Below are 15,145 nucleotides of genomic sequence, written 5' to 3'. Positions count from 1 at the left end.
TCTCTTAATTCGAAGGAAGGTTTTCATGGCCCGTAAAAAATTGAAAAAACGTAAACTCTTCATTTCACTATTTTTCATTGTATCGATTCCGCTAGCTCTGTTTGTTTTAGCGACAACTTTATCAAAACCGATTGAAACATCTAAAGAAACTGAAGAAATTGATGAACAGCAAGTATTTATAGACAGCCTGTCCGGGCATGCCCAAATTTTGTATGAAAAATATCATGTCCTCCCCAGCATCACAATCGCTCAGGCCATTCTCGAATCTGACTGGGGGAACAGCGAGCTGGCTGCTAAGGCGAACAACCTTTTTGGCGTGAAAGGAAATTATAAAGGCCATCACGTTACGATGGAAACGGACGAAGTTGAAAAAGGGAAAAGAAAAACCATTCGTGCGAAGTTTCGAAAATACAGCACGTTTTTTGAATCGATGGATGACCATGCCCAATTGTTCGTCCGCGGCACATCGTGGAATAAAAAGAAGTATAAACCTGTGCTTGAGGCTGGAGATTATAAGGAAGCTGCTACTGCACTGCAAACAGCAGGATATGCTACAGACCCTGACTACGCTCATAAAATCAGCGCTATTGTGGAAAAATACGATTTGGATGAGTACGATAAGGTAAACCCATCCCTCAAATCAGTGGATTTACATGCTTCCATTAAAGATAGTGCCGTTCAAGACGTATGGTCCAAGCCTTCTACTGATGATCGGTCTATAAGGCTTACCTCTGCCCAATCTTACGTCGGCAAAGATATAAAGGTTGTGTCTAAAAAACAGAAAGGCCAGTCTGTATGGTATCAATTCCAAATCAATAATAAACTCATCGGCTGGATTGATGATTCCGCTGTTGAAATAAAGGAAGCAACCTAAGTCCTTTTTACTGGTATTTTTAATTCTTTGTTCCATTCCGGGGAATTTGAGGTATAATATTCCACGACAGTTAACACTAATTAACTATGCTTTTGGGAGGGAACAAAGGTGCAGAAATATAGACGCAGAAATACGGTTGCCTTTACCGTATTGGCTTATTTCACTTTTTTTGCAGGAGTATTTTTGTTTAGTATCGGACTCTATAATGCTGATAACCTGGAACTCAATGAAAAAGGTTATTACATCGCTGTTATGATACTCGTAGCTGTTGGTGCGATTCTTACACAAAAAGTGACCCGTGATAACGCAGAGGACAACGAGATCATCGCAGAACAAGAAAAAAGACAAAATCAATCTCATATCGAATCATAAAAAAATCCGGCGATTGCACGCCGGATTTTTTTGATATCACCCTGTAAACACTTCGCCGTCAGGGTATCGAATATTTGATTGCTCTGTTTTTGCGAAGGAAAACACGAACGTTAAAGGACCAATTCTTCCGATGAACATGATGACAATGATGATACACTTGCCAGCTGTTGTCAGTTCAGGAGTAAGCCCCATCGATAGACCGACAGTTCCGAAAGCGGAAAAGGTTTCAAACACAATGTGAATAAACGGCGCTTGTTCTGTGATCGTCAGGGCGAATATCCCTAAAAACACGATGAACAAACCGGTGACGCTCACAGCTAAAGCCTTAATGATTACCGGATATTTGATGGAGCGGCGGAAAATCACCGTTTCTTTTTTACCTCTCAAGTAAGCAATAACAGATGTTAAAATCACGATGAACGTAGTCAGCTTAATGCCGCTCGCCGTAGAAGCGCTGCCTGCTCCGATAAACATCAATAATAAAGTAAATACAATGGTTCCTTCTCTCATACTTCCAAAATCAAGGGAGTTGAAGCCTGCGGTTCTCGGCGTCACTGCCTGAAAATAGGAAGCCCATAGTTTATCCCCTATATGCAGGTGACCTAGTGTGCCAGGGTTGCTGTACTCTAGAATAAAGATCACAAGCATAGCAATCGCATTCAACATCAGCGTTCCTGTAAGCATAAGCTTTGTATGTAAGGAAAAAGCTTTGAAACGCCGATTTTTCATAATGTCAAACAGAACCGTAAATCCGATCCCCCCTGTAATAAATAAGAAAGTAATCACAAGGTTCACTGTAGGGTCCCCAACGTAGCTCATCAAATTATCAGGCCACAGCGAAAACCCGGCATTGTTAAAAGCAGAAATCGCGTGAAACAGACTGGCAAACAATCCAGATGACCAGCCATACTGAGGCACAAGCCGGATGGATAGGATGAGTGCTGCTATCAATTCAATACTGATCGAGAACAGAAACAGGACTTTGACAAGGCCAATGACGCCGCCGATTGTCGGCTGGTTTAAGGCTTCCTGAACCAGCATTCGTTCTTTCAACCCGATTTTTTTCCCTAATATCATGACGATCAAAACAGCAAACGTCATAAATCCAAGCCCGCCGATCTGAATCAGCCCCATGATGACAGTTTGCCCGAAAAGTGTAAATTCTGTACCGGTATCGACAACTGCAAGCCCTGTAACGGTTGTAGCGGAAGCTGCAGTAAAAAGGGCATCGATCCATGACAATGGCTTCAGTGTAGAAAACGGAAGCTTCAACAGCACAGCCCCGATGATAATGGTTAGGAAAAAACCAATTGCAAGCACTTGAGGCGGTGTAAACCGAACCCATTTGATCACTTTATCCTTTTGAAGTGTCACCTTTGTCTACATCCCTTCGTTTTCAAAACGTTTAATATCCTTTTTGTGTCCCATGATCACCAGGCAATCCTGCTCGTGAATGATGTCTTCAGGTGCGGGAGAAAGACGGATATCTCCATGATGTTTAATGGCCAGGATCGTGCAGCCGTACTTTGCTCTCACATTCAGGTCAATAATTGATTTTGAATCAAGCTTTCGCGTTGCCAGCAGCTCGACAATACTGTAATCATCAGATAAATCAATGTAATTCAAAACGTTTTCGTCAGAAAGGCTTTGTGCGATCTTGACACCCATGTCCTTTTCAGGGTGGATAATACGATCCGCGCCGATTTTTTCAAGCACCTTATGATGATAATAGTTTTGAGCCTTCACCCAAATATTTGGAATATCAAACTCCTTTAATAATAAGGTGGTCAGCGTACTCGCTTGAATATTCGCTCCGATGGCAACAATCACATATTCAAAATTGCGTATTCCTAATGAAAGCAATTCGTTTTCTTCGGTGGCGTTGGCAATTACCGCATGAGTGGCGTAAGAAGCATAAGCATTGACCTTTTCTTCGTTGATATCAACTGCAAGGACTTCGTGTCCCATTCTGTGCAGCTCTTTGCAAATGCTGCCGCCAAACCGGCCCAGCCCGATCACGGCAAATTGCTTATTTTTTATTCTTCCCAATGTTCATAACTCCCTTAGTAAAATTAACGTTTTTTTAAGAAAAAAAGACCATTTCGAAGAATGGTCGCAATAGACCTCCTCTCTGTATACGCCTACGAGGTTAGCTGTCGGATTAGGGATTCAGAGTACCCCCTCTTACTTAGTAAGATTCACCCCAAGGCTGTTAATAAAACAGCCAATCGTTGGTTCCCCCGTTCGTGTTTGATTAAGCGGTAAAAGAGACTGTATGAAATTGAACACTCAAGAATTTACTCCTGTTTCTAGTGTTTGTCAATTTAAATTTTAAACCAGAAAAAAGATAACTGAAATGAGAGAAAAAAGGGGAGGGGAAAACGCAAAAAAAGACCGGTGTTAACCGGTCTTTTACATTAGTTGCAGCCGCATGGCTGAGTCGGAGGAGTACTGCGCTTAGCCACGTCAATGCTGGCTTCTGCGTAAAATTTATTTCCGATGCTCAATGATTTATTCTCCGCGCGGAAAGTATATGTACCAGCGGCAGGAAGTGTTTTGTTATTCAGTTTTAATTTGAATTCGCCAGCTCCTAACAAATCAAGTGCCAAAGGAATTCTCACTGTTTTCCCATTATTGAGGATCTGTGTTTCACGCAAGGCATTACCGTTCATTGTGTCCTTCGTATTTGCAGTAAATCCGCTTGGTAACGTAAATTCCATCACGCCAAGGCTGAGAAGCGTGTTTGGACGGTAAGTCAATTCGATATCTGAGAAAGACCATTCCGTTTTGCTGGCGCCAGTGATTGTTGCGAACAATGACGCTGTAGACTGTGTTCTCATAGTAGATTCAGTATGAGCTTTAGTTGATGTAGATTCAGCCGCGAAAGAAGCTGTTGGTGCAGAAACGAGTAACCCGAGACTTAAAGCACTAATTGCCAAAGAAGATAATAATTTGCGTTTCATAATAAAATTCCCCCTAAAAATTAATAAATTAAACAGGCCTGCCCGCTCTTCACCTCCTCTGAAAGGCCAAATACAAATTTTACCTACATAAAATTACCATCAAATATTTTGGAAGTAAATGGGGTGTTTTTCCCGTATTTTTCAAATTTGTAGTAGTTACACTAAAAAAACGCCTGGTTTCCCAGGCGTTTGCTGTTTTACTTTGTTTCGATCGGTATAAATTTAAAAATTTCTCCGCTCTGCACCGCTTCAGCAAGCCGCTTCAGCCAGTCGTAGTAAGCTTTAGAGCTTTCCAGCTGATCATATAACTGCAGCGCTTCATTTTTGCTATCCTTATCGAGATCTTCCTTGCTTAAAACCTTTTGTAAATCAGCCTGAGCTTCTTCGATCGCTGCTACATTGACTTGAACCTCCCGCTCCCATTTAGGGGGAAAGAAATTTGTGAAAAATTTAAAGAAATCTTTTTCAGCTACAAATGTATGCTTGCGGATGCCCCGGTGAAATGTTTTTTTCACTACGTTTAAGTCTTGAAGCTTTTTGACGCCTGTGCTCATGCTTGGTTTGCTCATTTGCAACTCCTCACGCATTTCGTCAAGCGTCATCTCATCCCTCATATACATCGTCCCATATAAAATCCCGACACTGCGGGTAATTCCGTAAAGATCCATCGTTTCAGCAATGGAGTCAATAACAAGATCCCGAGCCTGTTCTATAGCTGCAAATTCTGGATTTTCATCCATACTGACCCTCTTTTCCTTTAGAAAGTTAAATTCGTTAAGTTATTTCTTTATGTTCTTTATCTTAACGAAACATAAGGAAAAGTCAAAAAGAAAAATCGAAAAGGGGCTTTGACAGTTTAAAAACCGTATGTTAGATTAAGGTTGTTAAAAACATTAAATTTTTATTTAACAAACTTTATTTACGTCAAGGAGGCTTATATGAGTCAAACATTTTACATTGACGGAGAATGGATCAGTGCGGAAAAAGGACAGATCCGGAGCATTATCAATCCATTTAATCAAGAAGAAATTGCAACTGTAAGCGAGGGAGGGCGAGAGGACGCCATCAAGGCAATCGCAGCCGCGCGCAGAGCATTTGACAAAGGAGAATGGTCTTCATTATCCGGGCTTGAACGCGGGAAGATTGTTCTGAAAATTGCGGAATTAATCAGACGCGATCTTGAGGAACTGGCAGAGCTTGAATCTCTTGATACAGGAAAAACACTCGAAGAAAGCAAAGCCGATATGGACGATATCGCCAATGTTTTTCAATATTACGCCGGCTTGGCTGACAAAGATGGCGGAGAAATCATTTCATCTCCGATTCCTGATTCAGAAAGCAAAATCATTAGGGAGCCGATTGGGGTTTGCGGCCAGATCACTCCATGGAATTATCCGCTTCTTCAAGCGAGCTGGAAAATCGCACCTGCACTGGCTGCAGGAAATACAATCGTCATGAAGCCGAGTGAGATTACGCCGCTGACGACAATCAAAGTCTTTAAACTGATGGAAGAAGCCGGCGTTCCAAAAGGTGTCGCCAATCTTGTCCTTGGACCGGGAGCTACAGTGGGCGATGAGCTTGCCGCAAACAAAGACGTCGATTTGATTTCGTTTACAGGCGGAATCGAAACAGGCAAAAAAATCATGCGGGCGGCAAGCGGAAATGTCAAAAAAATCGCCCTTGAACTTGGCGGGAAAAACCCAAATATCGTTTTCAAGGACGCGGATTTAGAAGTTGCGGTTGATCAGGCATTAAACGCTGTATTTTTCCACGCTGGCCAAGTATGCTCTGCAGGCTCTCGCTTGCTTGTTGAGGACGCCATTCATGATCAATTTTTGGCGGAGCTGGTCAAACGGGCAAAACGCATAAAACTCGGAAACGGTTTTCACGCAGAGACAGAAAGCGGTCCGCTTATTTCGGCGGAGCACAGGGCAAAGGTAGAAAAATATGTAGAGATCGGAATAGAAGAAGGCGCGAAGCTTGAGACAGGAGGCAAACGCCCGGAAGACCCAGCGCTTCAAAATGGCTTTTTCTATGAACCTACTATTTTTTCAAACTGTAAATCTGACATGAGAATCGTACAGGAAGAGGTTTTCGGTCCTGTTTTGACAGTCGAAACCTTTAGCTCTGAAGAAGAGGTAATTGAGCTTGCGAATGATACCATCTACGGCCTGGCCGGAGCGGTATGGTCAAAAGATATTGAAAAATGCGAACGGGTAGCAGCCCGTTTGAGAATGGGAACTGTTTGGATCAACGATTTTCATCCGTACTTTGCACAGGCGCCATGGGGCGGCTATAAGCAATCCGGGTTCGGACGCGAGCTTGGAAAAATAGGCCTTGAAGAATACACAGAAGTCAAGCACGTATATCGCAATACAAAACCGGCAGCGGTTAACTGGTTCAATTCATAAGAGGGGGAGATTGATGATGACATTAAATATGAAGGTAGAAAGTATGCAGAAATTCCACACATTTGAAATTCCGACTGTCATTAAGCACGGAATCGGAGCCATCAAGCATACGGGTGAGGAAGTAGCTGCACTGGGCGTTTCAAAAGCGCTCCTTGTCACAGACCCAGGGATTTATAAAGCTGGCGTAGCTGATCCTGTTATCGAATCACTTAAAGAAGCAGGCATTGAAGTGGTGCTCTTTAATAAAGTGGAGCCAAACCCGCCTGTCCGTCTGGTGAATGAAGGATCTGAGCTTTACAAAAAAGAGAACTGTAATGGCTTGGTGGCAGTTGGAGGCGGAAGCTCCATGGATACAGCAAAAGCAATCGGAGTAGAAGCAACTCACGAAGGAAGCGTGCTTGATTATGAAGCGGCAGATGGGAAAAAACCGCTGGAAAACCGCATTCCTCCACTGACGACAATTCCCACTACGGCTGGAACAGGATCAGAAGTAACACAATGGGCGGTGATCACAGATGAAGAAAGAGAATTCAAATTCAACACGGGCGGTCCGCTGATTGCAGCGCACTTGACCATCATTGATCCTGAGCTTCATGTTTCAATGCCTCCGCATGTAACTGCCATGACGGGAATTGATGCGCTTGCTCATGCTATTGAGTGCTATACAATGAAGTTTGCGCAGCCAATTACGGATGCAGTTGCCTTAATGGCAATTGAATATGCCGCTCATTACATTAAAAGGGCATTTGCTGACGGAGAGGATCTGGAAGCAAGATACGGAATGGCGCAGGCTGCAATGCTTGCCGGTCTTTCTTACGGCAGTGAATCAGCTGGCGCGGCTCACGCGATGAGCCAAACGCTTGGCGGTATTATCCCAGTCGCTCACGGCCAATGTGTGGCGGCGATGATGGGTCCTGTCATGGAATACAACTGGAAGGGCTATCCTGAGAAGTTTGCACGGATTGCGAAAGCCTTCGGTATTGATACAAGCAAGATGACAACAGAAGAAGCTGCGAAAGCATCTGTCAATTGGATGTATGATCTGGTCAAAGAATTAGAAGTGCCGACTTTAGAAGAGCAGGGAGTGTCACCTGACATGATCGAACGCTTGTCTAAAGAAGCAATGAAAGACCCGCAAACCTTCGGAAATCCTAGAGATTTAAATGAAAAAGCATACAACTGGATCTACAAGCGCTGCTTTAACCTTACGCCTAAAACGGTATAATCAAAATCCCGCTCCTTTACAGAGCGGGATTTTTTGGGATAATGAAGCATAGATGGAAATTTTAGATGAGAAGGAAGGTGCCAGCTGATGTGGAAGCGTATGACCGCAAAAGCAGAAGGCTTATATATTGCAGATACAGAAAGCTTCGTAACAAAGCAAATGGACAAGCTTGATTTTGAATATGGCGGCATCCCCGGAGACTTGCATTTTGGCCTGACCAAAAAAGCGGGAGCCAGAGAACCAATGTTTTCAAGAGGGACTGAAATTTTCAACCGCAGACAAATTTCAATTGTTTCAATAGAGGAATGTAACGAAATCGCTTTAAAAATGGGAGTGCCGAGGATTTTGCCGGAATGGCTCGGGGCGAATGTGGCAGTCAGCGGTATACCAGATCTTACTACATTAAAAGAAGGAAGCCGGATTGTTTTTCCGAGCGGAGCCGCTCTGCTGTGCGAGGGCGAAAATGATCCGTGCATTCAGCCGGGAGAAGTCATTCAGTCTTATTATCCGGACAAGTCGAAGCTGGCGCCGGCTTTTGTCCGTCACGCACTGGGCATAAGAGGGATTGTGTGCATTGTTGAGAGACCCGGAGCTGTTTACGAAGGTGATGAAATAGAAGTTCACTCCTTTCAGCGGAAAGTCAAACCACGAAAAGCAGAAAGGGTCTGAACAAATCAGGCCCTTTCTATCTTTTCTTTAATTTCTTTCATTTGGCTGAGGTGCCGTTTTTCATGATGGCCGATAAAATCGATCCACTGTCTGACAGTCAGCTCTTGAAACACAGGATGCGGAAGCACTCTTTCAAAATCTTCTTCTTTCAGAGAGGCAATCGTGGCTGTCAGCTGCTCTCTTACAACATCAAGCTCGCGTTTCATTTGGCTGCCTGAAATAAAATCATGCGCAGGTTCAAGATGACTCGGAGCTTTCCGTTTATTATTTCTGTTCTGTGCCACCTCAAGCGGTTTTTCTTCAATTTCTTTGATAGGAGCGTCCTTTACACGTTCCTTCAGCATTTTTTGTGCTGTCATATCGATTTTTTTCAAATGGTCAAGAACTTCCCGTATACTCCATTCATCAGCAGAAGGCTTTTGGTTCAGCTTTTCGTCAGAAAGTCCTTTCAATTCGTTCCACGTTTCTAATCTGGCTTCATTAAAGATACTCATCATATCTCCTCCTAAAATGACATTACCATATATATAAGCAATTATCATTTATAAAGCACTTCAAAATAGGTTATTTGTCTTAAAATTTTGAAACTTTTCCTGCGTTGTCTCGTATAAATGGTAACGGCAGCCGTTCATCAATGCATTGATGAAGAAAGGATGAGGGAATTGGAGTTATTTGGTGTACCTATACAAACGATTTATCTTTATACGCTTATGATTGCCGGCAGTCTTACGCTGTTATTTCTGTTTTTCGGAGATGTATTTGCAGGACTGTCGGAAGGTATTCCGTTTCTAAATCCGACATTAGTGCTCTCATTTTTCACATGTTTTTCAGCAGGCGGATATATAGGCGAGCTCGTATTGCCGCTGTCAAGCTTGCTGATTGCGCTTTTATCTTGCATCCTTTCAATCATGCTGGTGATATTGCTTCACATCTTTGTGCTGGTTCCATTATCATCCGCGGAAGAATCATTGGCATATAGAGAAGATGATCTAAGAGGGAGAGTCGGTAAAGTCATTACAGCTGTTCCAGTTGACGGGTTTGGCGAAGTGGTCATTGAAGGAATAGGCGGCACCATTTCAAAGTCAGCGGTCAGTTTTGATAATCAGCAAATCAGTTACGGGACAACGGTGTTGGTCGTAGATATTAGCAATGGAGTTCTTTCTGTTACTCCGCATGAATCCATTTAAAACACAAGGAGGAATTTGATATGACAATGCCGATTATAATGATCATCGGAGTTGTATTCTTTTTATTAATTGCACTAATAGCTGTGTTTATTACAAAGTATCGTACAGCAGGGCCTGATGAAGCGTTAATCGTAACGGGGAGTTATCTGGGCAATAAAAATGTTCATGTCGATGAAGGCGGCAACCGTCTCAAAATCGTCCGCGGCGGAGGAACCTTTGTCCTTCCCGTCTTCCAGCAGGCTGAGCCGCTAAGCTTATTGTCAAGTAAACTTGATGTTTCGACACCTGAAGTCTATACAGAGCAAGGAGTGCCTGTAATGGCTGATGGAACTGCGATTATTAAAATCGGCGGTTCTATAGGAGAAATCGCTACAGCAGCCGAACAATTTTTAGGAAAATCAAAAGACGACCGTGAGCAGGAAGCGCGGGAGGTTTTAGAAGGCCACCTTCGTTCCATTCTCGGCTCAATGACAGTAGAAGAAATCTATAAAAACAGAGAAAAATTCTCTCAAGAAGTGCAGCGTGTCGCTTCACAGGATCTCGCGAAAATGGGGCTTGTAATCGTCTCGTTTACCATTAAAGATGTACGTGATAAAAACGGTTATCTTGAATCATTAGGGAAACCGAGAATTGCCCAAGTAAAACGCGATGCTGATATCGCAACAGCAGAGGCTGATAAAGAAACCCGGATTAAGCGGGCAGAAGCCGATAAAGATGCAAAGAAATCTGAACTTGAACGGGCGACGGAAATCGCTGAAGCTGAAAAAATCAATCAGCTCAAAATGGCTGAATTCCGCAGAGACCAAGATACGGCAAAAGCGAATGCTGACCAAGCATATGATTTAGAGACAGCCAGAGCGCGCCAGCAAGTCACAGAACAGGAAATGCAGGTTAAAATTATCGAACGCCAAAAGCAAATAGAACTAGAAGAAAAAGAAATTCTTCGCCGTGAACGTCAATACGACTCAGAGGTGAAGAAAAAAGCCGATGCAGACCGTTATTCTGTTGAGCAGTCCGCAGCAGCTGAGAAAGCCAAACAGCTAGCGGAAGCCGATGCCAAGAAGTACAGTATAGAAGCAATGGCAAAGGCTGAGGCGGAAAAAGTAAGAATTGACGGGCTAGCCAAAGCAGAAGCTGAAAAGGCAAAAGGAGAAACAGAGGCTGAGGTTATCCGCCTGAAAGGTCTTGCAGAAGCGGAAGCAAAAGAGAAAATTGCGGCTGCCTTTGAACAGTACGGGCAGGCGGCGATTTTCGATATGATCGTCAAAATGCTTCCGGAATACGCGAAACAAGCAGCGGCTCCTCTTTCAAATATTGATAAAATCACCGTTGTAGATACAGGAGGAAGCGGTGAATCAAGCGGCGCAAACAAAGTAACCAGCTATGCAACGAACCTAATGTCAAGTCTGCAAGAAAGTTTAAAAGCATCCTCAGGAATTGACGTAAAAGAAATGATTGAGAACTTTTCAGGAAAAGGAAACGTAAAACAAAGCATTAATGAATTAACAAATGAAATCAAAGAAGCCAAAACGGTCCAAAAATCAGAGTAAGGAAAGGACAGAACCGGATGGTAACTGTACGTGAAGCGAGATTAGATGATATAAAGGACATTGCAAAGGTGCATGTAGACAGCTGGAGGACAACATACCACGAAATTATCCCGACTGATTATTTAAACAGCCTGAACTATAAGGAATTTGAAGACAAATGGAAAAGCCGCTCGTTAAAGGGAGTATTTGTTGCCCAGGATGAAAAGGATTCAGTATTTGGCTTTGCTTCATTTGGACCTATCCGCTCTGAACAAGAAGGCTATGACGGCGAGCTATATGCTATTTACCTTCTGGAAGAGCACCAGCGGCAAGGTGCAGGGAGGGCGCTCTTAACAAAAGGAGCAGAGTTTTTGCTTCAACATGGCTTTTCGAGCATGTTTGTTTGGGTCATTGAGCAGAACCCCTCGATTATATTTTATCAGTCCTATTCTCCTGAAAGAGTATCGGAGGACAGCTTTGAAATTGCCGGAGTAAGGCTGAAAGAAGCGGGCCTTGGCTGGCCGGATCTTTCTGCTTTAAAAACACTTCTTAACAGATAACAAAAATCCCCCAGCGGAATTCGCTGGGGGATTGTCACTTTTAAGCTTTGTCAGCTTTGAGTAAACGCGGTGCTGTCATAAATAATAAACATAGGACAATGGCGCAAATAATGAATGAAGGAACCATATAAGTCGCATTATAAGTTAAAGAATAAATCCATACCGGCGTTCCTTTTGGAGCGAAGCTGCCGAAAAACACAGCTCCTGAAATGACATGCGCGGCATAGCGCAGGAAACTGCCGATAAAAACTGCGCTGACCACTGAAACAATCAATTTCCCTTTTGTTTTTGCTACAGCGGCTTTACGGACAGAAGAAGCGAAACAGCCGCTTATGCCGATTGCTGCGAACGCGACAATGTAATCTAATAATAGCTGTACAGGATGTTGTGCAAACAGGTTTCCGATCGCTATTTGTACGAGGCCTGTCAACAAACCGGTAGTAAGGCCCGCTTTGACACCCCAGCGAAACGAAATCAAAAAGATCGGAATCATCATGATGGAGACCGAGCCTCCTTGAGGCATGCTAAGAAACATTCCTGAGACAATGTCTAAAATAACGGCTGCTGCTGTCATAATGGCAATTTCAATAAGGCGAACCAGTTGCTTAGATTGATCCATAAATATCTCCTTCCATTGACAGACAACCAAAAGGACAACAAAAAAGCAGCACGCGGAAGGATGAGAAAAGTTCCACGCACTGCTTTACGATCTGCAATTCATTTGACTTTGCCACATCCCTACGCCAGCGTTAACTAACAGGTTCAAAGGGTCAGAACGAAACCGCTCACTCTCAGCTTTAATGCTCCCCTTGTGGTCATCAGTATTTAGTTCGTTTCTACTATACAAGAAAACGAAAAAAACAACAAGATCGCATGACTGATATATATGTTCTTTTAAGAAAATTATATGATACACACGCTTTAGAAATCATGGCGAGGATTATAGTTTATTTGTTTTATAGATTTTTTTAAAAAAACTATTGCAATAAATAAACACAGGTGTTATATTATTAAACGTCGCTGATGCACAGTGGACACAAACAAAAAGCTTCAACAATAACGCGAAAAAAGTTGTTGACAAAAAAGAAGCTGAATGTTATATTAGTAAAGCTGCTTCATTAAGAAGTGACGAAATGATCTTTGAAAACTAAACAAGACAAAACGTACCTGTTAATTCATTTTTATAAATCGCACAGCGATGTGCGTAGTCAGTCAAACTAGGGCCTGCACGACGCAGGCTACACAGGTGTCGCCGCAGGATGCGGTGAACTTAACCTGTGATCCATTTATCGGAGAGTTTGATCCTGGCTCAGGACGAACGCTGGCGGCGTGCCTAATACATGCAAGTCGAGCGGACAGATGGGAGCTTGCTCCCTGATGTTAGCGGCGGACGGGTGAGTAACACGTGGGTAACCTGCCTGTAAGACTGGGATAACTCCGGGAAACCGGGGCTAATACTGGATGCTTGTTTGAACCGCATGGTTCAAACATAAAAGGTGGCTTCGGCTACCACTTACAGATGGACCCGCGGCGCATTAGCTAGTTGGTGAGGTAATGGCTCACCAAGGCGACGATGCGTAGCCGACCTGAGAGGGTGATCGGCCACACTGGGACTGAGACACGGCCCAGACTCCTACGGGAGGCAGCAGTAGGGAATCTTCCGCAATGGACGAAAGTCTGACGGAGCAACGCCGCGTGAGTGATGAAGGTTTTCGGATCGTAAAGCTCTGTTGTTAGGGAAGAACAAGTACCGTTCGAATAGGGCGGTACCTTGACGGTACCTAACCAGAAAGCCACGGCTAACTACGTGCCAGCAGCCGCGGTAATACGTAGGTGGCAAGCGTTGTCCGGAATTATTGGGCGTAAAGGGCTCGCAGGCGGTTTCTTAAGTCTGATGTGAAAGCCCCCGGCTCAACCGGGGAGGGTCATTGGAAACTGGGGAACTTGAGTGCAGAAGAGGAGAGTGGAATTCCACGTGTAGCGGTGAAATGCGTAGAGATGTGGAGGAACACCAGTGGCGAAGGCGACTCTCTGGTCTGTAACTGACGCTGAGGAGCGAAAGCGTGGGGAGCGAACAGGATTAGATACCCTGGTAGTCCACGCCGTAAACGATGAGTGCTAAGTGTTAGGGGTTTCCGCCCCTTAGTGCTGCAGCTAACGCATTAAGCACTCCGCCTGGGGAGTACGGTCGCAAGACTGAAACTCAAAGGAATTGACGGGGGCCCGCACAAGCGGTGGAGCATGTGGTTTAATTCGAAGCAACGCGAAGAACCTTACCAGGTCTTGACATCCTCTGACAATCTTAGAGATAGGACGTCCCCTTCGGGGGCAGAGTGACAGGTGGTGCATGGTTGTCGTCAGCTCGTGTCGTGAGATGTTGGGTTAAGTCCCGCAACGAGCGCAACCCTTGATCTTAGTTGCCAGCATTCAGTTGGGCACTCTAAGGTGACTGCCGGTGACAAACCGGAGGAAGGTGGGGATGACGTCAAATCATCATGCCCCTTATGACCTGGGCTACACACGTGCTACAATGGACAGAACAAAGGGTAGCGAAACCGCGAGGTTAAGCCAATCCCACAAATCTGTTCTCAGTTCGGATCGCAGTCTGCAACTCGACTGCGTGAAGCTGGAATCGCTAGTAATCGCGGATCAGCATGCCGCGGTGAATACGTTCCCGGGCCTTGTACACACCGCCCGTCACACCACGAGAGTTTGTAACACCCGAAGTCGGTGAGGTAACCTTTTAGGAGCCAGCCGCCGAAGGTGGGACAGATGATTGGGGTGAAGTCGTAACAAGGTAGCCGTATCGGAAGGTGCGGCTGGATCACCTCCTTTCTAAGGATATTATACGGAATATAAGACCTTGGGTCTTATAAACAGAACGTTCCCTGTCTTGTTTAGTTTTGAAGGATCATTCCTTCGAAACGTGTTCTTTGAAAACTAGATAACAGTAGACATCACATTCAATTAGTAATACAAGATATCACATAGTGATTCTTTTTAACGGTTAAGTTAGAAAGGGCGCACGGTGGATGCCTTGGCACTAGGAGCCGATGAAGGACGGGACGAACACCGATATGCTTCGGGGAGCTGTAAGCAAGCTTTGATCCGGAGATTTCCGAATGGGGAAACCCACCACTCGTAATGGAGTGGTATCCATATCTGAATTCATAGGATATGAGAAGGCAGACCCGGGGAACTGAAACATCTAAGTACCCGGAGGAAGAGAAAGCAAATGCGATTCCCTGAGTAGCGGCGAGCGAAACGGGATTAGCCCAAACCAAGAGGCTTGCCTCTTGGGGTTGTAGGACACTCTGTACGGAGTTACAAAGGAACGAGGTAGATGAAGAGGTCT

At 44.3% G+C, this 15,145-nt stretch carries 14 protein-coding genes, 2 rRNA genes and 2 riboswitches (1 of these 18 running past the window's edge); of the genes, 10 read left to right on the top strand and 6 right to left on the bottom strand.

Features of this window, described 5'->3' with window-relative positions:
- The first annotated feature begins 25 nt into the window (after positions 1–25).
- Positions 26–874 carry an exo-glucosaminidase LytG gene (lytG, locus tag JQX68_RS15835; RefSeq protein ID WP_069150145.1) on the top strand — a complete coding sequence of 283 codons (849 nt, stop codon included), beginning with the start codon at positions 26–28 and terminating at the stop codon, positions 872–874.
- Positions 875–982: 108 nt separating this feature from the next.
- Positions 983–1,246 carry a YiaA/YiaB family inner membrane protein gene (locus JQX68_RS15830; RefSeq protein WP_003222348.1) on the top strand — a complete coding sequence of 88 codons (264 nt, stop codon included), beginning with the start codon at positions 983–985 and terminating at the stop codon, positions 1,244–1,246.
- 36 nt (positions 1,247–1,282) lie between these two features.
- Here the strand turns inward: JQX68_RS15830 and ktrB are convergent, their stop codons facing one another.
- The 4 genes from ktrB to gbsR form a co-directional block, all read right to left on the bottom strand.
- Positions 1,283–2,620: a Ktr system potassium transporter KtrB gene (gene ktrB / locus JQX68_RS15825; RefSeq protein ID WP_014665135.1), complete on the bottom strand. Its 1,338-nt coding sequence runs from the start codon at positions 2,618–2,620 to the stop codon at positions 1,283–1,285.
- A 6-nt stretch (positions 2,621–2,626) separates the two neighbouring features.
- Positions 2,627–3,295 (bottom strand): potassium uptake protein KtrA, encoded by a 669-nt coding sequence (gene ktrA / locus JQX68_RS15820; RefSeq protein ID WP_014665134.1) that lies wholly within the window; start codon positions 3,293–3,295, stop codon positions 2,627–2,629.
- Between the two features lie 73 nt (positions 3,296–3,368).
- A riboswitch (cyclic di-AMP (ydaO/yuaA leader) is annotated at positions 3,369–3,517 on the bottom strand.
- A 146-nt stretch (positions 3,518–3,663) separates the two neighbouring features.
- On the bottom strand, positions 3,664–4,209 hold the full coding sequence (gene bslA / locus JQX68_RS15815) for a biofilm surface layer hydrophobin BslA (RefSeq protein WP_014665133.1): 546 nt from the start codon (positions 4,207–4,209) through the stop codon (positions 3,664–3,666).
- Between the two features lie 197 nt (positions 4,210–4,406).
- Positions 4,407–4,949, bottom strand: coding sequence for a transcriptional regulator GbsR (gbsR, locus tag JQX68_RS15810; RefSeq protein WP_134976666.1), 543 nt, complete (start codon positions 4,947–4,949; stop codon positions 4,407–4,409).
- A gap of 198 nt (positions 4,950–5,147) precedes the next feature.
- Between gbsR and betB the strand changes: the two genes are divergently transcribed.
- The 3 genes from betB (at position 5,148) to JQX68_RS15795 (ending at position 8,514) form a co-directional block, all read left to right on the top strand.
- Positions 5,148–6,620 (top strand): betaine-aldehyde dehydrogenase, encoded by a 1,473-nt coding sequence (betB, locus tag JQX68_RS15805; protein ID WP_069840211.1) that lies wholly within the window; start codon positions 5,148–5,150, stop codon positions 6,618–6,620.
- Positions 6,621–6,636: 16 nt separating this feature from the next.
- Positions 6,637–7,845, top strand: coding sequence for a choline dehydrogenase (gbsB, locus tag JQX68_RS15800; RefSeq protein WP_040082527.1), 1,209 nt, complete (start codon positions 6,637–6,639; stop codon positions 7,843–7,845).
- A gap of 87 nt (positions 7,846–7,932) precedes the next feature.
- Positions 7,933–8,514, top strand: coding sequence for an MOSC domain-containing protein (locus JQX68_RS15795; RefSeq protein ID WP_147772449.1), 582 nt, complete (start codon positions 7,933–7,935; stop codon positions 8,512–8,514).
- 5 nt (positions 8,515–8,519) lie between these two features.
- Here the strand turns inward: JQX68_RS15795 and JQX68_RS15790 are convergent, their stop codons facing one another.
- Positions 8,520–9,008, bottom strand: coding sequence for a DinB family protein (locus JQX68_RS15790; protein WP_040082017.1), 489 nt, complete (start codon positions 9,006–9,008; stop codon positions 8,520–8,522).
- 168 nt (positions 9,009–9,176) lie between these two features.
- Here JQX68_RS15790 and JQX68_RS15785 point away from each other — a divergent pair, with 168 nt between their 5' ends.
- Genes JQX68_RS15785 through JQX68_RS15775 form a run of 3 tightly spaced genes read left to right on the top strand, consistent with a single transcriptional unit; the run spans position 9,177 to position 11,790 of the window.
- Positions 9,177–9,701, top strand: coding sequence for an NfeD family protein (locus JQX68_RS15785; protein ID WP_040082019.1), 525 nt, complete (start codon positions 9,177–9,179; stop codon positions 9,699–9,701).
- A gap of 20 nt (positions 9,702–9,721) precedes the next feature.
- Positions 9,722–11,251: a flotillin lipid rafts scaffold protein FloT gene (floT, locus tag JQX68_RS15780; RefSeq protein WP_014665126.1), complete on the top strand. Its 1,530-nt coding sequence runs from the start codon at positions 9,722–9,724 to the stop codon at positions 11,249–11,251.
- A gap of 17 nt (positions 11,252–11,268) precedes the next feature.
- Positions 11,269–11,790 (top strand): GNAT family N-acetyltransferase, encoded by a 522-nt coding sequence (locus JQX68_RS15775; RefSeq protein WP_014665125.1) that lies wholly within the window; start codon positions 11,269–11,271, stop codon positions 11,788–11,790.
- 40 nt (positions 11,791–11,830) lie between these two features.
- Here JQX68_RS15775 and thiT read toward each other — a convergent pair whose 3' ends face one another.
- Positions 11,831–12,409 (bottom strand): energy-coupled thiamine transporter ThiT, encoded by a 579-nt coding sequence (gene thiT / locus JQX68_RS15770; protein ID WP_014665124.1) that lies wholly within the window; start codon positions 12,407–12,409, stop codon positions 11,831–11,833.
- A gap of 99 nt (positions 12,410–12,508) precedes the next feature.
- A riboswitch (TPP riboswitch) is annotated at positions 12,509–12,610 on the bottom strand.
- 466 nt (positions 12,611–13,076) lie between these two features.
- Here thiT and JQX68_RS15765 point away from each other — a divergent pair.
- Together JQX68_RS15765 and JQX68_RS15760 are read left to right on the top strand one after the other, a co-directional pair.
- A 16S ribosomal RNA gene (locus tag JQX68_RS15765) occupies positions 13,077–14,625 on the top strand.
- A gap of 170 nt (positions 14,626–14,795) precedes the next feature.
- Positions 14,796–15,145: ribosomal RNA gene (locus JQX68_RS15760) — 23S ribosomal RNA — on the top strand (it continues 2,578 nt past the right edge of the window).
- Together the 16S and 23S rRNA genes form the textbook arrangement of a ribosomal RNA operon.

The organism is Bacillus sp. LJBS06 (genome assembly GCF_016924995.1).
Lineage (GTDB): Bacteria > Bacillota > Bacilli > Bacillales > Bacillaceae > Bacillus > Bacillus stercoris.
This window is presented reverse-complemented; position numbering and strand designations above follow the sequence as displayed.